This window comes from Arthrobacter sp. Helios, assembly GCF_023167125.1.
GTDB lineage: Bacteria > Actinomycetota > Actinomycetes > Actinomycetales > Micrococcaceae > Arthrobacter_B > Arthrobacter_B luteolus.
This window is the reverse complement of the sequence record NZ_CP095402.1, coordinates 167,650-183,776: the sequence shown is the minus strand read 5'-3', so window position 1 is coordinate 183,776 and position 16,127 is coordinate 167,650. Positions and strand designations below refer to the sequence as shown.

Sequence of the window (16,127 nt, the reverse complement as noted above, 5' to 3'; positions counted from 1 at the left end):
TTTGTACAGTGGGGGGATGGCTACCCAGGAACGTCCCATAGGCTTTTGGCTCAAACTGGTGGATCAGCTGGTCGACGAACAGTACGGTGCGAGCTTCGAGGAACACGGCGTCACCCGCCGGCAGTGGCAGATGATGAACATGCTCACCAACGGGCCTGCCACGGAAAAGGAACTCTCGGACCAGCTCCGTCCCTTCTTCCCGCCGGTTGAGGCAGGCACCTCCAAGGAACTGATCGACGAGCTTGCCGAGAGCGGCTGGGTCGCGGTGCAGGACGGTGAGTATGCTCTGACCGATCTGGGGTCGCGCAGCCTGGAAAATCTGCGCGGCGCCGTCGAACGCATCCGGGAGCAGCTGACCTCCGAAGTGTCCGAGGAGGAATACGACGCCCTGGTCGGCGTGCTGCAGCGGATGGCCGGCAACCTCGGCTGGAGTGAACCCCGCGGCACGATGGACGCAGACACACCTGGACTTTAAAAACCCCGTCCTCTAAAAGCAGCCCGGCCCCGGTAGGCTCCCCCCTATGGGGAAGCAGATCTACGTGGAGATACCTGTCCGTGCGCCGCTGGACACCGTCTGGACGCTGACGCAGCAGGTCGATCTCCACTCCCGGTGGGACCTTCGGTTCAGTTCCATCGTGCCCGTCGCGGACGGACCGCCGCAGGAGTTCCGCTACGAATTCCGGCTTCCGTTCCGCACCATTCACGGGACCGGAGTTTCCCTCGGCGGCCGGACCGGGGCAGGCGGTGCCGCCACCTCGGTCCTGAAGTTCAGTACGAAGGATCCGCTGTCGCCGATTGGTCCGGGCGCCGGTTACTGGCGTTACCTTTCCGGCGCCGACGGCGGCACCCGGTTCATCACGGGCTATGACTTTGCGCCGGGCTGGGGCCGGCTGGGCAGCTGGCTGGATAAGCCGCTCATCCGCCCGGGACTGGGCTGGGCCACGGCGTGGAGCTTCGACCGGCTGCGGCTGTGGGCCGAAGAAGGGCTGGATCCGCGGCGCACCCGGAACCGCTGGCTGCTCGACGGCGGCGTCCGCCTGGGCGCGGTGGCCGCGGGCATCACGCTGGTGTTTCGGAAGCCGACGCCGGCAACCGTGCTGGCCGCCCTGACCGCTGCCGCCGCTGCAGGCCTGGCACCCCGGCATCGGAGTATTCCTCGGGCAGCCCGCTGCCTGCGCCGGCCACCCGAGCGAAGCGCTGGCCAGGCGCCGTCAGCTCTTGCGTCCTTGGCGGAACCGGCATGATTCCGGACGGCGGTTCCGCTGCGGCCCGGTCCATGTTCGCCCGGGCCCTGGAAGCCGACTTCGACCGGCTGCACCCGATGCTGCAGCGGCGCTTCGGAATGGATCCGGCGGCCGGGTACGCCTGCGTGGGCAGCGGTGTGTTCGCTGAGGTGCGGCGCGGTGCCTGGTGGACGGTGCCGTTCCTGAAGTTTGGTGCGTACCGGAACATCCTCTTCCCCGAACGCGGCACGGACGTGCCCTTCACCATCGAGAACTATCCCTACACAGACGGGGTCGGGCGGCCCACCGTCACCTTTACCCGCACCCTGGAGGTGCGCCCGGGCAAACCGCGCCGTTTCGACGCGACCATGGTCTTCAGTGAAACCCGCGGCACCGTGGTGGACTACCTCGGCAGCCACCAGCACCTGGCCACGGACCTGCAGCTTGCCGTCCGGGAAGACGGTTCGCTGCATCTGCGCTCCACCGCGCTGCGCTTCTACGAGGGGCCGGTCCAGTTCACCGTTCCCCGGTTCCTCACCGGATCAGCGGACCTTTACGAAGCCTACGACGACGAGCGGCAGGTCTACACGATCCAGCTGCAGGTGCGGAACCCCCTGTTCGGCTTCCTCTTCGGTTACCGCGGCGAGTTCACCTGTAGCTTCATACCTGTCACCGGCGCTGAGGTACCAGCAGGGCTCAAGCCCCTCCGGGAGGAGCTGCGGGACTAATGCCCCGGGACAGGTGACGCGTCAGCGTGCGGGCCGTGCCGTCGTCGAGCACCAGGTCCGTGATCACGCCGGCCCGCAGCGCTGCGAGCAGTCCCGGCACCTTGTGATCTCCCGAGACTACGCAGAGCCGGCGGGGAATTTGCTTCAGCTCCTGCGGGGTGGGCCCGGACGCTCGGCGGTTCAGGCCGATGTCCGCATAGCTGCCGTCCTCGCGCAGGAACACCGTACACACATCGCCCACCACCCGATGCGTGGCGAACTCGCGGAACGCGTCCTCCGTGAGGTAGCCGCCGCTGTACACCTCCGAGGGCGAGGGCCCTTGGAATGCGCCCACGCTGAACACCGCCAGATCCGCCTCGGCCCGCACCGCCAGCACCCGCCGCACCGTGGATTCCTGCCACATCAGCTCCCTCGTCCGTTCGTCGTCGAAAAAGGCAGGTGCGGGAAACTGGATCAGCGCGGCGTCAAAGGAGGCCGCCATCCGCGGCAACAGTCCGGGCGAGGCGTTCAGCTGTGCCGACCGGGCGCTCACCGCCCCGTTCATCTGCACCACGGTCGCGTCCCGGGTCAGCTTCGGCTGGAGCGCAGCCGCGACAGCCGACGTCGTCGTGCCCCAGGCCACCGCCATGGTCATCCCGTCGGTGAACCAGTCGTGGATCAGCACCGCTGCGTGCCGGGCAGCGGCCTCAAGCCGTTTGGCGTTGGACGCCGTAGCCGGTGCCGCAGCCAGATAGGCGGTCACGCCAAAGGACTTCAGCAGACTTCGCACCAGCTCGCTGCGGGTGTCCACCGGCGCCGAGAGGGTGATCCGGACGATGCCCCGCTCCCGCGCTGCCTGCAGCATCCGCGAGACGGTGGAGCGGGAGACGTTGAACCGTTCCGCGACCGCCTCCATCGTGGCGCCCTGGATGTAGTAAAGCTCTGCTGCCCGGTACAGATCAGAATCTTCGTGCATGGCTTCTCCCTCGACTGTGCACGTCCGTTCATCTACGTTGATCGTACTCCCAGCTGGGGCCTAATGTTCGACGAAGACTCCGGGCCCACAGGTCCGGCCCGCAAGCGAAAGGCCGCCACATGACAACCCGACTGCCCTCCACCGGGAACCGCGACGCCGTCCTGGACGAGCTCGCCGACGGTCCCGAACTCGATGTCCTCGTCGTTGGAGGCGGGGTGACGGGCGCCGGCATCGCCCTGGATGCCGTCTCCCGCGGCCTGCGCACCGCCATCATCGAAGCCCAGGACTGGGCCGGCGGCACCTCCCAGTGGTCTTCCAAGCTGGTCCACGGCGGACTGCGCTACCTGCAGCAGCTGGACTTCAAGCTGGTAGCGGAGGCGCTGCGCGAGCGTGAGCTGCTGCTCGATTCGCTGGCCCCGCACCTGGTCAAGCCCGTGCCTTTCCTTTACCCCATCACCCACCGCGGCTGGGAACGCCCCTACGTCGCCGCCGGCATCGGCCTCTACGACACCCTGGCGCACGTCGGCGCCAAGCACGCCACCATGCCTATCCAGCGTCACCTTGGTATGAAGGGTGTCAAAGAGGCCTTTCCCGATATCAAGGAAGGCACTATGGTCGGTGCCATCAAGTACTGGGACGGCAAGGTTGACGACGCCCGCCTGGTCCTGACCCTGGTACGCACCGCCGCGCGTCTGGGCGCCAAGGCGATCACCCGTGCCAAGGCAATCTCCTTCCCGCAGGATGCCTCCGGCCGGGTGTCCGGCGCCGTCGTCCGCGACCTGGAGACCGGCCGCGACCGCACCATCCGTGCCAAGACCGTGATCACCGCGACCGGCGTCTGGACCGAAAAAACCCAGGACCTGGCCGGCGCCGACGGCGGACTGAAGGTACTTGCGTCCAAGGGCATCCACATCATTGTGCCGCGCGAGCGGATCTCCGGGGAATCAGGTCTGATCCTGCAGACCGAGAAGTCTGTGCTGTTTGTGATTCCGTGGGAGCGCTACTGGATTATCGGCACCACCGACACTCCGTACCACCAGGAACTGTCGACGCCGGTGGCCACGAGCGCGGACATCGACTACGTCATCGAGCACGCCAATGTGGTGCTGGACAAGCCGCTGACCCGCGACGATGTGATTGGCACGTATGCCGGCCTGCGACCGCTGCTGCAGCCGGGCACTAAGGGCGACGAACAGTCCACCAAGATCTCCCGCGAGCACACCGTCACCGAGGTCCTGCCTGGTCTGGTCGCGATCGCCGGCGGCAAGCTCACCACCTACCGGGTCATGGCCGAGGACGCAGTGGACCTGGCCCTGGGCGCGCGCGCCAAGGAGCTTCCCTCCGTCACGGCCAAGACCCCGCTGCTCGGTGCCGACGGCTATCTGCCGCTGACCCGCCAGGCCGCCTCACTGGGTGCGAAGTACGGCTGGACCGAACAGCAGGTGATTCGAATGCTGGACCGCTACGGCTCGGCCATCTCCGAGATCACCGAACTCGTGGACGAGCGGCCCGAGCTGGCCACCCCGCTGCAGGGTGCCCCGGCCTATCTGCGTGCGGAGATCATGCATGGCTGCACCCATGAGGGCGCCCTGCATCTGGAAGATCTGTTCGACGTGCGCACCCGCCTCACCTGGGAGGCCCCGAACCACGGCCTGGACGCCGTCGAGGAGATTGCCGATCTGGCCGCCGAAGCGCTGGGCTGGGACCAGGCCCGCCGCGACGCCGAGGTGCGGGCGTACCGCGCCCGCTGCGAGGCCCAGGATGCCGCCGCCGCAATCGCGGACGAACCCACCGCTGCAGCCGTGCGCTCCAAGGTGCCGGACGTTGTCGAGGCCGTGGTGCGCACCGTGGGCTGAACGGCTAATGGCCCTTAAAGGCCTCCGCCAGCCACCAGGCACCGCCGTCGGACGCAATCTTCGCGTCGATCACCAGCGGCGCGTCCCGGGGGCCGGCCAGCCACGCCTCGACCGCAGTCAGATCCTCCCGGCTGCGGACCGTAACTCCGGAGGCACCGTAGCCGCGGGCGATCGCCGCAATGTCGGTATCCGGGAAAGTCACCGTGCCCAGGTCCGCCGGCGCCTCCCCCGCACCGAAATGGTGCACCTCGGCGCCGTACGCGGCGTCGTTGTAAACAATGGCGACCAACGGCAGGCGCAGCCGGACGGCAGTTTCCAGTTCGGCTATTCCCATCAGGAAACCGCCGTCGCCGGTGCCCAGCACGGGCAGGCGGTCGGGGCGCGCCAGGGCCGCCCCGACCGCCGTAGCCAGCCCCAGCCCCACGGACTGGAACGCCTGGGTGAAACAGAAGCCAAACTCATCCGGCACCTCAAGATGGGTGGAGGGGTAACCCATGAAGTTACCGGAGTCCACCGACACCAGCCGCTCCGCCGGGAGCAGGGCATCGAGTTCCAGGCTCAGCACCCGCGGATCAATTTGTGTGGCGGTGGAGAGATCCTGGACGGGGACGTCGCGCCAGCGTGAACCGGCCGCAATCCGCGCCGCCGTAGCGCGCGTCCGGTACTTCTCCGCGGCTTCCGGCACGGTGGCCTGCAGTTCGGCCAGGACGTCTTCGGCCGTTGCAGCGCAGTCGCCGGTGACGCCCAGGTGGACTTCCCGGTTGGCGCCCAGCGCGGCGCCGTCGATGTCCACCTGGACGACGGCGGCTTCCGGATTGATCAGGGACCCGTGCCGCATGGTCCACATGTTCAGGGTGCAGCCCCAGCCCACAATCAGGTCGGCGCCGCTGATCAGCGCGGCGGTTTCCGGCGTCGAGAATCCTCCGGCGATGCCCAGGTTGAACTCCTCGCCGTTGAAGAGTCCGTTGGCGACGGCGGAGGTGGCCAGCAGCGCTCCGGACTGGGCGGCGAGCGCCGCGATTTCGGCGCCTGCCTGCCGCGCGCCCCGGCCGGCGACGAAGACCGGGCGCTGCGCGTGGGCCAGCACGTCGGCCATCCCGCGGACCAGGATGGAATCCGGGCGGATACGTCCCGCCGGGGCCACCGGCGGGATAAACTCCGGCACGCCCTCCGGGGCAGGCTGGGCCTGCACATCGAGCGGCAGGCTGAGGACAACGGTGCGGCGTTCGTTGAGCGCCGTACGGAAGGCGCGGACGGTGTCCGCCAGGGCGCTTTGCGCCGAGTGCACCCGCTCCGGGACGGCACCGAGACTGCGGGCGAAGGCATCCTGGTCGATCCGGAAATTGGAGCGGACGGCAGCGCCGGCCGTGTCCGCGGTCAGCACGATCATCGGGGTACGGGACTTCGCGGCTTCGCCGATGCCGGTCGCGGCGTTGCTGAGTCCGCAGCCCTGGTGGGTGGTGAGCACACTGACCTGCCCCGACATACGGGAATAGGCGTCCGCCATCGTGGCGGCTCCACCCTCATGCCGGGCCGCTGTAAACGGCACACCGTGGTCCCTCAGGGCATTCGTGACATGGAAGTTCCCGCTGCCCACCACGCCGAAGGCGTGTCCTACCCCCAGCTGTGCCAAGGTGCGGCCTACCAGCGCGGCGATATCCATGGTCTCCATCCGGTGCGGCTCCTGCCCTGGTTCTTCATTGCTGTTCCAGCAAGAACTCTAGGACCCCGCGGGCAGGACCCTCCAACGGACCGCCGTCATAACCGGCTCGTGTGACTTCGCTTTACCTTCCCCGCAGCGCCCGAACGGTATCCTCAGGCAAACGATCCTCCACCCTGGACAGGACCAGCACCCATGAGTCTCCACAGCACCGAACCCGGTGTCCTCCCGGCCCTGCTCGCCGCGCTCGACGGCGGGTCACTGGAAATCATCGACCTCACCGCACCGCTGAGCGCCGGGATTCCCACCCTGAAGCTCCCGGCCCCGTTCGTGAACCTGATCGACTTTCAGCTGGAAGAGGTCAGCGCGTTCAACGAGCCCGGACCATTCTGGAAACACAACAACATCCACACCGGTGAGCACATCGGCACGCACGTGGATGCGCCGTCGCACTGGGTCACCGGCCGCGACGGGGACGACGTCTCACAGATCCCGGTCCAGCGGCTGGTAGGTCCCGCCGTCGTCCTGGACTTCAGCGCCGAAGCGGCAGCAGATCCGGATTTCCTGGTCGAGGTGGAGCACATCCAGGCCTGGGAGGCCCAGCACGGGGCGCTGCCGGACGGCGGCTGGCTGCTGCTGCGCACGGGCTGGGACAAGTTCTTCGATGACCCGGACGCGTTCCTTAATACTGACGACGCCGGCTCCCACACCCCGGGGCTCTCCGCAGCCTGCGCGAAGTGGCTGGCGGAGGAAACTCCGATCGCCGGACTCGGTGTGGAAACGGTGGGAATCGACGCCGGAAACGCCGGTGCGTTCGATCCCCCGTTCCCGGTGCACTACTACCTGCTGGGCAACAACAAGTACGGGGTGACGCTCCTCCAGAACCTGGTGCAGCTGCCTCCGACAGGTGCCCTGATTCTCGTGTCGCCCCTGAAAATCGTGGGCGGGACGGCCAGCCCGGCGCGCGTGCTTGCGCTGGTGGAACGCTCCGGCGCCTAGCGGAACCCTCTCCCGGGCCAGTTCACCTACACCGGGCGCGCCTGGATCTGGGCGAGCAGCTGCTCGAAGGGCAGCGATTCGTTCGGGTCCTGCCGGGGTGCCGGTGCAGGTGCGTCGCCGAGCAGCGCGACGAGCTCGGAGCCGGCACGCCGGACCCGGCTGTCCAGGCTGCCCGACCCATCGGTTCCGGCGCCCCAGTCTTCCGGCGCGGCGAAGACGGCGGTGGGTGTGATGCGGGCGCGCAGGTAGCTGAACATTGGCCGCAGGGCGAAGTCCAGGACCATGGAATGCCGGGCACTGCCGCCAGTGGCACCCACCATCACGGGCTTGCCGTCCAGGGCGTCCTTGTCGATCACGTCAAAGAAGGACTTGAAGAGGCCGCTCATCGACGCGGTAAACACCGGAGTCACCGCGATCAGCGCATCGGCGTCGATCACCTCGTTGATGAGCGCTTCCAGGTTGGGCGGGGCGAAACCGGACACCATGGCGTTGGCTATCTCAACGGCATACTCGCGCAGCTCGTAGGTGGTCACGGAAGCCTGGTGCCCCGAATCCTGCAGGCTCTGCCGGGCTGCGGTGCTCAGTTGGTCAGCCAGCATGCGGCTTGAGGAAGGTGTACCCAATCCGGCTGAGAGAGCTACGATCCTGCGTTCGGCCATGACGGCCCCTTTCTTAGATTCCAAACTGTAGATGTTATTGCATCTACTTGGGGAACCCTGCGGGGCAGCCGGTTATTCCCGCCCTAGGATGGGCCTATGACCGCTTGCCGCCAGGATTACTCCACCCCCGTCCCCTTGCAAGGCAGCACAGTCCGGCTGGAACCGCTGAGCCGTGAACATGTGCCGGAACTCATCGATGCCGTGAAGGACGGAGAGTTGTGGAACCTTTGGTACACCCGCATCCCCACGCCCGAGGGCATGGTGGCGGAGGTGGATTCCCGGCTCGCCCAGCAGGTGGCCGGGAGCATGGCACCCTGGGCGATCCGCCGGCTGGATACCGGACTGGTGTGCGGCATGACCACCTACATGAACATCAAGGCCGAACACCGGCGGGTGGAAATCGGATCCACCTGGCTGGCGGCGGGTGCCCAGCGGACCGCGGTGAACGCCGAAGCCAAATATCTGCTGCTGACCCGCGCGTTCGAGGACCTGAACTGCATTGCCGTGGAGTTCCGCACGCATTGGCATAACCACGCCTCACGGGCGGCCATTGCACGGCTGGGCGCCAAGCAGGACGGGGTGCTGCGCAGCAACGAACTGTGGGTTGACGGTTCCCGCCGCGACGTCGTCGTTTTCTCGATCCTGGAGGGCGAATGGTCCTCGGTCCGCCTGGGCCTGCGGCATCGCCTGGACGTTTCCTAGCCCTGCAGCGTAGCGAAAACAACGTAGTTGTCGTCGAAGTTGCCCGTCGCCGGATCGTACCCGTCGCAGGTGATGAGCCGCAGTTCTGCCGCGTTGGTGTTGCCGTAGACCTCGAGGGTGGGGAAGGAATCCTTTCCGTATTGTTCCCCGCGGTCGACAACGAAGGTCCCGCTGGACCCGTCTTCCCGGGCAATCTCGATCAGATCCCCCTGCTTCAGGGACCTCAGGTCCGCGAAGACACCCGGCCCGCCGTCGGTGGCGTTGACATGCCCCAGCAGGACAGCCGGTCCCAGCTGCCCAGGGGCCGGAGATCCGGTGTACCAGCCCGCTGGAGCCCCGGGTCCGTCCGGCGGGACCTCCAGGGTTCCGTCCCCGCGGAGCCCAAGGCGCAGCAACTCGCTGCTGGTCCCGGTTGACGGAATGGTCAGGGACACCGGTGCCGACACCGGAGGGACTTCTCCGGTCCCGGTGGCAGCGGGAGCGGGCAGCTGCGGGGCAGCCTGGCTCGAAACTGCCGAAGGTGGCGGGGCGCTGCCGGCGCCGTCGCCGGCACCGGAGCACCCACCGACCAGGAGCAGGAGGGCGGCCGCCGCACAGGTGATCAGACCTGCGCGGCGACCGTGCTGGGATGCCGTCATGGGAACCTGGGCCTCAGATCAGCCGAAATCAGCCAACGACGTTTCAGCCGCGGGCCCGGCGGCGGGCCACCAGCAGGCCGGTGAGGGCCAGTCCGCCAACGCCCACGCCTGCAGCAGCAATACTCATGCCGGTGGCAGCATTGCTTCCGGTTCCGACCTCTGCCCCAGTGTCGGCCCCGCCGCTGGGCATCGCCCCCATCTGCGAGGTGCTGACCGTGCCGCAGGCAGCCGGCAGGGTGGCTGCCGCCGGCAGCGACGGATCCAGGTCGGACATCTTCGCCGCCGCAGCTTCAGGCATCAACGTGGGATCCACACCGTGGACCACGATCACCGCTTTACCGCTTTCGAGGGACGCGGCTGTCTCGGGATTCAGCTCGAACGTCCGCTCATAGGAGTAGGCGGAACCGCCAGGGAACCGTTCCACAGCCAATCCGGAATCCGCGCTGGTGTCACCCTCCGTGGTGAGGGAGGTGCCGATGTGCCCGTAAAACGGGTGGCCTTCGGTGGTGTTGACGACGCCGTCGCCATCCGTGTCCGCATCAGGGCCGGGGCAGACTCCCTGGGCAGCGATGTGGATGTGCTGGGCATGGGGGAAGGGCCCATCCATAAACGTCTCGGCCGCACCGGCGACATTCACGGTGACTTTTGCTTCGGTGCCGTGGACCTCGACCATGGCCTGGCCGCTGGTGCCCGAGTTGTTCATGGTATTGAGGGTGGCCTGTCCGGACCAGGAGTCCGGCCCGTGGGCCATCCCCGGCGCTGCAGAGAGTGCCAGGGCACCCAGGGCCAACGTGGGAACGGCGAGCAGTCGCATCTTCGTATTCATGATCGGTTTCCTTCGTTGTGGCGGGTGCACATCGGTGTGTGTACAACCACAGTTCGGAGGCGAACGTCCTGCGGATGGGTGGGCAGCAGAAAAAGATTCCGGGTCACTCCCATCCACAGCACCGCCGGTGGCGAATAGTGACTGTGAGAGCAGCAGGAATATGGCAGAGTTCACAGCACAGCCGCCCGGCCAGTGATCCGGTGCGGGGTGGAAATGCCGAAGGGATAAGCAGTGGGAGCGCATGACTGACCCGGTGACAGGACAGGGGGAACCACACGGTTCACCCTCCGATACGCTGGGGAACGACCTCGCGGATTTGGTCCGGCGCAGTGAACAGGGCGACGAAGCCGCTTTTGCTGCGCTCTACGATGCCACGTCGTCCAAGGTGTACGGATTGGCAGTGCGGGTCACGCGCTCGCCGGAGCTCGCGGCCGAAGTGGTCCAGGAGGTCTACCTGATGGCCTGGGAACAGGCGGCGCGTTTCATCCCCTCACGTGGAACAGTGCTGGGATGGTTATGCACCATGGCACACCGGCGGGCCGTGGACCGGGTCCGCCAAGTTGCGCGTGAACGGGACCGGGAACAGTTGTACGAGAATCGACGGACGGCATCGCCGTCAGACCACACGTGGCAGGAGGTGGAGCAGACAATGGACGTCCAAGAGGTGCGTGCCGGTCTTGGCACACTCACTCCGCTTCAGCGTGAAGCCGTCGCCCTGGCCTATTACAAGGGATGCACCTACCAGGAGGTCGCGCTGCACCTGGAAATTCCGGTGGGGACCGCGAAAGCCCGGATTCGCGACGGGTTGAAGAACCTTAGGTCAGCTTTGGGGGGACAGCCGTGAACAACCAGCAGCAGCACCCCGCAGACACGCCGCACGAACTTGCACCCCTGTACGCCGTAGATGCGCTGGAACCAGCAGAACGGGCAGAGTTCGAGCAGCATCTCGCCGATTGTCCCGCGTGCCAGGCAGAAACCGCCGGTTACCAGGACGCTGTTACGCAGCTGGCTGCCGAAACGGCCCAAGACCCGCCCCCGGCCTTGCGCGCTTCAGTGCTCGCTGCCGTTCACGGAACCCGGCAGGAGCCGCCATCCAACCAAGAAGAGGAGCCAGGCCGGACTGGTTCCGGAACTGTTGTCTCGCTGGCAGACCGGCGGCAGCGACGGCGGCGCCTGCTGTCCGTCGCAGCCGCGGCTGTCCTCGTCCCCGTGATCGCCCTGACCGGATGGAATCTGGGTGTGCAATCGGAACAGCGGGCGCAGGAGCAATCCGCTGCCCAGGAACAGAGCCGGGAGAACCGGCTGTTGTCTGCCGCCGATGTCAGCGTCCGGCCCATCGATGTCAGCGGTCAGCCCGCCGCACTGGTCCTTTCCGAAGAGCAGGACACCGCCCTGTTCATCGCCGGCGACCTGCCAGCACCCGGTGAGGGCCGCGAATACCAGCTGTGGCTGCTCGAGGATGGCACCCCGATCCCGGACGTGCACTTTTCCGGCGGAGAAGTCCGCATCTGGCTGGAAGGGGACCTGGAACGGGCCGGGGCAGTAGCCCTGACGGTGGAGCCGGCCGGCGGATCCACGACCCCCACCTTCCCGGTGGTGGCTGCCACCGAGTTGAACTGACCGAGCTGGAGAGCTGACCTGCCCTTCGGACCCTGGCATAGTCCGTACGAGGCAGGCGGATGGCCGAAAGCTGCCCAGCCGGCTCAAAAAAAGACCGGAATATCCGCCTTGCAGGGGAGGTCAAAGTGACCATAGTTCACTAAGCTGGCTTTCGTCATGCGTCGGCGGCCCCTGCAACCGCCGGCACGTACCCGCATCGCAGACACTCTGAGGGGAACCATGTCCGAGCAAGTGCCTCCGGCAAATAACTACAGCTACAACGCCTACTCGAGCAACCAGGCTCCGGCTGCACCGCCGGCTCCGGTCCGGCCGCAGCAGGTTGATCTGGGTTTCTGGCTGCTGATCGCAGCCGCCGTCCTGAGCGTCATCAGCATCCCGGTCGGCATGGCCTGGCTGAACTCCACCGGCTACCAGGAATCGATGACTGCTGCCGGCATCTCCGCGGACCAGCTGGACGCCCTGATTGCCGCCACCGTGGTAACTACGCTGTTCTTCGCCGTTATCAGTGTGGCCATCTCGGTGCTCGTCGCCCTGTTTATCCGTAAGGGCCACAACTGGGCTCGGATTGTGGCGACCGTGTTCGCCGCCTTGTCCCTGTTCAACCTCACCGGTCTGGCTGCCGGTGGATTGATGGCTCTCACCACCGGTCTCGGTGTCCTGCTCCCCGTGACGGCAGTTGTCCTGCTGTGGCTGAAGCCGTCCACGGACTACTTCAAAGCCGCCAAGGCCTACCGCCAGTACAAGAACTTCAACCCGGGCGCCTAGCCTGGGCACACCGGGGCCGGTACCGAATTTCGGTACCGGCCCCGGTGTCGTTTAACCCCGTTTCAGTGGGCGGCTGCCCGGCCGGCGGCGCGTCCGCTGAAAAGGCATCCGCCCAGGAACGTGCCTTCCAGCGACCGGTAACCGTGCATCCCACCGCCTCCGAACCCGGTCGCCTCCCCCGCAGCGAATAGCCCCGGAACCGGGGAACCATCGCTGCTGAGCACCCGGGAGTCGAGATCCGTCTCCAGTCCGCCCAGCGTCTTACGGGTCAGCACGGAAAGCCGGACGGCGATCAGCGGGCCGTCCTTAGGTTCCAGGATCGGCCGCGGTACAGCGGTGCGGATCAGCCGGTCCCCCAGATAGGAGCGGGCACCGCGGATGGCCGTGATTTGGGCGTCCTTGGTAAACCGGTTCGCCATCTCCCGGTCCCTGGCCTGCAGCTGCTCCAGCACCGACTCAGCGGAAATCACTGGCGCGTTACCCTCCGTGGAGGACTTGGCGAGCGAGTTCATGGCTGCCACCAGCTCTTCCACAGTGCCCGCGGTGAGGAAGTCCTCCCCATGATCCAGGAACTTCTGCACCGGTCCGGGCACCCCGGCGCTTGCCCGGCCGAGCACGTCCCGGACGGACTTCCCGGTCAGGTCCGGATTCTGTTCAGATCCGGAGAGGGCAAATTCCTTCCGGATAATCGCCTTATTGAGAATGAACCAGCTGTAGTCATATCCGGTGCCACGCAGGTGCTCCAGCGTCCCGAGCGTATCGAACCCGGGGAACAGCGGGCCCGGCAGCCGGTTGCCGGCAGCGTCCACCCACAGTGAGGAGGGGCCCGGAAGGATCCGGATCCCGTGATTGGGCCAGACCGGGTCCCAGTTACGGACGCCCTCAACGTAGTGCCACATGCGGTCAGGGTTGATAATCCGGCCGCCGGCGGCCTGCGCCGCTTTCAGGCCGCGGCCGTCCACGTGTCCGGGGACTCCGCTGAGCATCCGTTCCGGCGGTGTGCCCAGTCGCTTCGGCCAGGCAGAGCGGACCAGGCTGTGGTCGCCGCCGATGCCTCCGCTGGTGACGACGACGGCGCCGGCCGAGAATTCGAATTCCCCCTCCGCGCCGCGCACGGCTGGGCGGCCGCGCGGCGTCGTCGTCCGTTCCAGGATGGTGCCGCGCACCCCGGTGACCGCTCCGCCGCTGGTCACGAGCGCCTCCATCCGGTGGTTGCAGGCCAGGCGCACCAGGCCGCGGTCCATTCCGTCGCGGAGCTTGGCTTCAAACGGTGCGGTGATCCCGGGTCCGGTGCCCCAGGTGATGTGGAACCGCGGGACCGAGTTTCCCGGACCGGTGGCACCGTAGCCGCCGCGTTCAGCCCAGCCAACCACCGGAAAGGAGCGATGCCCCATCTGGTGCAGCCAGGAGCGTTTCTCGCCGGCGGCAAAGTTTACGTAGGCTTCTGCCCAGCGGCGTGGCCAGTAGTCTTCCTCCCGGTCAAACCCTGCTGTTCCCAGCCAGTCCTGCCAAGCCAGCTCCACCGAGTCCTTGACCCGGAGGCGGCGCTGTTCGGGTGAATCCACGAAGAACAATCCGCCGAAGGACCACCAGGCCTGGCCACCCAGGCTCTGTTCGCTTTCCTGTTCCACCAGGATGACGGAGCGCCCGGCGTCGATAAGTTCAGCGGTCGCTGCCAGCCCGGAAAGGCCGGCGCCGACCACAATGACATCTGCGTCAATTGGCTGCATCCGGCACACGCTACCGGCCGCGGCTTGCTCCTGCCTAGACCCTTCCAGGGACGTAAGCTGCTGTCCTGAGCCCCTGTCCACGGGCAGCCGTGCTTCCTAAACTGGGACAACAAGGGCCGTTCCGCGAACGAGCCGGCACCGGCCGGCTGCAACCCAGGCACGGACCAACCCCACGGGAGGTACTCATGAGCACCACTCCGCATGATGAAGACCGCAGCCACAACGAAAGCCCTGCGGAAGGCGACCAGGCCACCCAGCCGGACTCCAGCCGCGAGCATTCCCAGGAGGCCGCCGAGGGCGACGAGGACCAGGCATAGCAAAGGCCTCCTGCTCCCGGTTCCTGCAACGGTTCCGGGGGCAGAAGGCCCTGCTCCTAGGATGCGGCGTTGGCGCTAGGAAGCCTTGGCCCGGCCGGGATTTCTGCTGGCGTCCGCTACCACGTCGGCGTCCTTGCTGTGGTCCACCACGGGGCCAGTCCCCGCGATTTCGCGCAGCTGCTCGATTCCGGCCGCGGCTGCTGCCTTGGTCGGGAACATGGCCGAAACAGCCATGAGCGCACCGTCGCCGGAAATGAGCTTGATCCGGAATGCGCCGTCGTGGGCGTCAACCAGCTTAAAGTAGCCCGACATCACTTACCTCCTTGTAAGGGGTACCTTCAGTGCCATTAATCGTAAGCCGACTGATGAGTTTTTGGACCCCCTGTTGGGGAACTGCCCGTGAAGTTGCCTGATCGATACCTTGGCACCGGGGCTCAGCCGCTGCGGGACGTCCCGGAGGTGAGCGCCTGCAGAATCTCATCCTGAGTGGCCGGCAACGAGGTCAGCAGGGCTGCAAGCATCCGTGCCTGAGCCGGGCCAAGATCTCCCCCGGGAATGGCTCCGGCACGGACCAGGTCCACTCCGCCGCCGGCACCATAGACGGGGACCACCGGCCCGGACTGAACCCGGGAGCACAGGATCACCGGGCAGCCGCCGCGCACCGCGTCCTGGACGGCTTCAGCGAAACCCGCACCGGCGTTCCCTGTTCCCGTGCCCGCCAGCACGATGGCGTTGGCCCCGGACCTGACAGCGTAGGTGAACAGATCCGGAGTCGTCCCCAAGGCACAGTGGATGATCTCCACCTGGGCGTTGTCGAAGTCCTCACCGGGCAGCGGCAGTGCGGCTGGACGGACGGGGATCGCCGTGACGTGGAGTGTGCCGGCAATGAAGTGGCCCACCGGAACACCGCCGGAGAACGGGTTGGCCGCCATGGTGTGTGTTTTGCGGGTTCCGCGGGCTGCCAGGACCTGCCCGGCGAAGGAGATCAGGACGCCTGCTCCGCGCAGCTGGCTCGCTGCCGCCGCGGCGACGGCTTCCTCAAGATTGGCCGGGCCGTCCGCAGCCGCACTGTCCGCAGTTCGCTGCGCACCGGTGAAAACAACCGGTTTGGGCGACTCATGAACCAGATCCAGCAGGAAGGCTGTCTCCTCCATGGTGTCAGTACCGTGCGTGATGACAACGCCGTCCACGCCTTCATCTGCCACGGCGTCATGGACGGCCTCAGCGATTGCCCGGACATCGGAGAACCGCAACTGGAAACTGTTGACGTTGGTGAGGTCCTGCACCGAGTAGCCGTGCCGTCCGGAGAGCCCTGCCGCAACTTCCTCGGCCCGCTCGGCTGAGGTTGCGCCGTCCTTACCCGTGCGGGACGCAATGGTCCCGCCGGTCGCCATAATCCTGATGTGGGCCATTGAACCCCTGTCCTCTCACCGGCGTCACCACAGCCAA

18 protein-coding genes are annotated in these 16,127 nt (G+C 66.8%); 10 read left to right on the top strand and 8 right to left on the bottom strand.

Translation table 11 applies throughout. The features are described from left to right. Positions 1-16 precede the first annotated feature (16 nt). From ArtHe_RS00815 to ArtHe_RS00805, 3 genes are read left to right on the top strand one after another with little or no spacing between them, the layout of a single operon-like run. Positions 17-475 carry a hypothetical protein gene (locus tag ArtHe_RS00815; protein WP_066301588.1) on the top strand — a complete coding sequence of 153 codons (459 nt, stop codon included), beginning with the start codon at positions 17-19 and terminating at the stop codon, positions 473-475. A 46-nt stretch (positions 476-521) separates the two neighbouring features. Further along, positions 522-1,244: an SRPBCC family protein gene (locus ArtHe_RS00810; protein ID WP_248318320.1), complete on the top strand. Its 723-nt coding sequence runs from the start codon at positions 522-524 to the stop codon at positions 1,242-1,244. Then, a complete protein-coding gene (locus ArtHe_RS00805) occupies positions 1,241-1,951 on the top strand; it encodes a DUF4166 domain-containing protein (protein ID WP_248318319.1) in 711 nt (236 codons plus the stop codon). Before ArtHe_RS00810 ends, ArtHe_RS00805 begins: the two co-directional genes overlap by 4 nt. Here ArtHe_RS00805 and ArtHe_RS00800 read toward each other — a convergent pair. Beyond that, positions 1,920-2,906: a sugar-binding domain-containing protein gene (locus tag ArtHe_RS00800; RefSeq protein WP_248318318.1), complete on the bottom strand. Its 987-nt coding sequence runs from the start codon at positions 2,904-2,906 to the stop codon at positions 1,920-1,922. The genes ArtHe_RS00805 and ArtHe_RS00800 overlap by 32 nt on opposite strands. 119 nt (positions 2,907-3,025) lie before the next feature. Here ArtHe_RS00800 and ArtHe_RS00795 point away from each other — a divergent pair, with 119 nt between their 5' ends. Next, positions 3,026-4,762 carry a glycerol-3-phosphate dehydrogenase/oxidase gene (locus ArtHe_RS00795; protein WP_248318317.1) on the top strand — a complete coding sequence of 579 codons (1,737 nt, stop codon included), beginning with the start codon at positions 3,026-3,028 and terminating at the stop codon, positions 4,760-4,762. A 4-nt stretch (positions 4,763-4,766) separates the two neighbouring features. Here the strand turns inward: ArtHe_RS00795 and ArtHe_RS00790 are convergent, their stop codons facing one another. Beyond that, the gene (locus ArtHe_RS00790) at positions 4,767-6,425 is read right to left on the bottom strand and encodes a thiamine pyrophosphate-binding protein (RefSeq protein WP_248319623.1); all 1,659 of its coding nucleotides are present in this window, start codon (positions 6,423-6,425) and stop codon (positions 4,767-4,769) included. A 192-nt stretch (positions 6,426-6,617) separates the two neighbouring features. On the opposite strand from ArtHe_RS00790, the gene ArtHe_RS00785 reads away from it, so the two are divergent. Continuing rightward, complete coding sequence (locus tag ArtHe_RS00785; protein WP_248318316.1) at positions 6,618-7,421, top strand: cyclase family protein; 804 nt, start codon at positions 6,618-6,620, stop codon at positions 7,419-7,421. Positions 7,422-7,447: 26 nt separating this feature from the next. Here the strand turns inward: ArtHe_RS00785 and ArtHe_RS00780 are convergent, their stop codons facing one another. Beyond that, positions 7,448-8,080 carry an FMN reductase gene (locus ArtHe_RS00780; RefSeq protein WP_248318315.1) on the bottom strand — a complete coding sequence of 211 codons (633 nt, stop codon included), beginning with the start codon at positions 8,078-8,080 and terminating at the stop codon, positions 7,448-7,450. 96 nt (positions 8,081-8,176) lie between these two features. Between ArtHe_RS00780 and ArtHe_RS00775 the strand changes: the two genes are divergently transcribed. Further along, on the top strand, positions 8,177-8,782 hold the full coding sequence (locus ArtHe_RS00775) for a GNAT family protein (RefSeq protein ID WP_248318314.1): 606 nt from the start codon (positions 8,177-8,179) through the stop codon (positions 8,780-8,782). On the opposite strand, the gene ArtHe_RS00770 is transcribed toward ArtHe_RS00775, so the two are convergent. After that, positions 8,779-9,420 (bottom strand): class F sortase, encoded by a 642-nt coding sequence (locus tag ArtHe_RS00770; RefSeq protein WP_248318313.1) that lies wholly within the window; start codon positions 9,418-9,420, stop codon positions 8,779-8,781. The two genes, ArtHe_RS00775 and ArtHe_RS00770, sit on opposite strands and share 4 nt — an antisense overlap. A gap of 43 nt (positions 9,421-9,463) precedes the next feature. Further along, entirely contained in the window at positions 9,464-10,246 is a 783-nt protein-coding gene (locus ArtHe_RS00765) for a hypothetical protein (RefSeq protein WP_248318312.1), read from the bottom strand. Positions 10,247-10,487: 241 nt separating this feature from the next. Between ArtHe_RS00765 and ArtHe_RS00760 the strand changes: the two genes are divergently transcribed. From ArtHe_RS00760 to ArtHe_RS00750, 3 genes are all read left to right on the top strand, one after another. Continuing rightward, positions 10,488-11,090 (top strand): sigma-70 family RNA polymerase sigma factor, encoded by a 603-nt coding sequence (locus ArtHe_RS00760; RefSeq protein WP_083521721.1) that lies wholly within the window; start codon positions 10,488-10,490, stop codon positions 11,088-11,090. Next, positions 11,087-11,866 (top strand): anti-sigma factor, encoded by a 780-nt coding sequence (locus ArtHe_RS00755; RefSeq protein WP_248318311.1) that lies wholly within the window; start codon positions 11,087-11,089, stop codon positions 11,864-11,866. The genes ArtHe_RS00760 and ArtHe_RS00755 overlap by 4 nt, the downstream gene beginning before the upstream one ends. Positions 11,867-12,085: 219 nt before the next feature. After that, on the top strand, positions 12,086-12,631 hold the full coding sequence (locus ArtHe_RS00750; RefSeq protein ID WP_066301628.1) for a hypothetical protein: 546 nt from the start codon (positions 12,086-12,088) through the stop codon (positions 12,629-12,631). Between the two features lie 62 nt (positions 12,632-12,693). Here ArtHe_RS00750 and ArtHe_RS00745 read toward each other — a convergent pair whose 3' ends face one another. Next, positions 12,694-14,361 carry an FAD-binding dehydrogenase gene (locus tag ArtHe_RS00745; protein WP_248318310.1) on the bottom strand — a complete coding sequence of 556 codons (1,668 nt, stop codon included), beginning with the start codon at positions 14,359-14,361 and terminating at the stop codon, positions 12,694-12,696. Positions 14,362-14,546: 185 nt separating this feature from the next. Here ArtHe_RS00745 and ArtHe_RS17845 point away from each other — a divergent pair, with 185 nt between their 5' ends. Then, complete coding sequence (locus ArtHe_RS17845; protein ID WP_282568699.1) at positions 14,547-14,678, top strand: hypothetical protein; 132 nt, start codon at positions 14,547-14,549, stop codon at positions 14,676-14,678. A gap of 75 nt (positions 14,679-14,753) precedes the next feature. Here ArtHe_RS17845 and ArtHe_RS00740 read toward each other — a convergent pair whose 3' ends face one another. Beyond that, a complete protein-coding gene (locus ArtHe_RS00740) occupies positions 14,754-14,990 on the bottom strand; it encodes a YegP family protein (RefSeq protein WP_066301638.1) in 237 nt (78 codons plus the stop codon). A gap of 122 nt (positions 14,991-15,112) precedes the next feature. Continuing rightward, a complete protein-coding gene (locus ArtHe_RS00735; RefSeq protein ID WP_248318309.1) occupies positions 15,113-16,090 on the bottom strand; it encodes an asparaginase in 978 nt (325 codons plus the stop codon). Between the last annotated feature and the right edge of the window lie 37 nt (positions 16,091-16,127).

Coding starts and splice junctions, on each gene's coding strand:
- ArtHe_RS00745 (WP_248318310.1), bottom strand. CDS start 14,361: ATGCAGCCAATTGACGCAGATGTCATTGTGGTCGGCGCCGGCCTTTCC.
- ArtHe_RS00750 (WP_066301628.1), top strand. CDS start 12,086: ATGTCCGAGCAAGTGCCTCCGGCAAATAACTACAGCTACAACGCCTAC.
- ArtHe_RS00810 (WP_248318320.1), top strand. CDS start 522: ATGGGGAAGCAGATCTACGTGGAGATACCTGTCCGTGCGCCGCTGGAC.
- ArtHe_RS00760 (WP_083521721.1), top strand. CDS start 10,488: ATGACTGACCCGGTGACAGGACAGGGGGAACCACACGGTTCACCCTCC.
- ArtHe_RS00740 (WP_066301638.1), bottom strand. CDS start 14,990: ATGTCGGGCTACTTTAAGCTGGTTGACGCCCACGACGGCGCATTCCGG.
- ArtHe_RS00780 (WP_248318315.1), bottom strand. CDS start 8,080: ATGGCCGAACGCAGGATCGTAGCTCTCTCAGCCGGATTGGGTACACCT.
- ArtHe_RS00805 (WP_248318319.1), top strand. CDS start 1,241: ATGATTCCGGACGGCGGTTCCGCTGCGGCCCGGTCCATGTTCGCCCGG.
- ArtHe_RS00770 (WP_248318313.1), bottom strand. CDS start 9,420: ATGACGGCATCCCAGCACGGTCGCCGCGCAGGTCTGATCACCTGTGCG.
- ArtHe_RS00815 (WP_066301588.1), top strand. CDS start 17: ATGGCTACCCAGGAACGTCCCATAGGCTTTTGGCTCAAACTGGTGGAT.
- ArtHe_RS00785 (WP_248318316.1), top strand. CDS start 6,618: ATGAGTCTCCACAGCACCGAACCCGGTGTCCTCCCGGCCCTGCTCGCC.
- ArtHe_RS00735 (WP_248318309.1), bottom strand. CDS start 16,090: ATGGCCCACATCAGGATTATGGCGACCGGCGGGACCATTGCGTCCCGC.
- ArtHe_RS00790 (WP_248319623.1), bottom strand. CDS start 6,425: ATGGATATCGCCGCGCTGGTAGGCCGCACCTTGGCACAGCTGGGGGTA.
- ArtHe_RS00775 (WP_248318314.1), top strand. CDS start 8,177: ATGACCGCTTGCCGCCAGGATTACTCCACCCCCGTCCCCTTGCAAGGC.
- ArtHe_RS17845 (WP_282568699.1), top strand. CDS start 14,547: ATGAGCACCACTCCGCATGATGAAGACCGCAGCCACAACGAAAGCCCT.
- ArtHe_RS00795 (WP_248318317.1), top strand. CDS start 3,026: ATGACAACCCGACTGCCCTCCACCGGGAACCGCGACGCCGTCCTGGAC.
- ArtHe_RS00765 (WP_248318312.1), bottom strand. CDS start 10,246: ATGAATACGAAGATGCGACTGCTCGCCGTTCCCACGTTGGCCCTGGGT.
- ArtHe_RS00800 (WP_248318318.1), bottom strand. CDS start 2,906: ATGCACGAAGATTCTGATCTGTACCGGGCAGCAGAGCTTTACTACATC.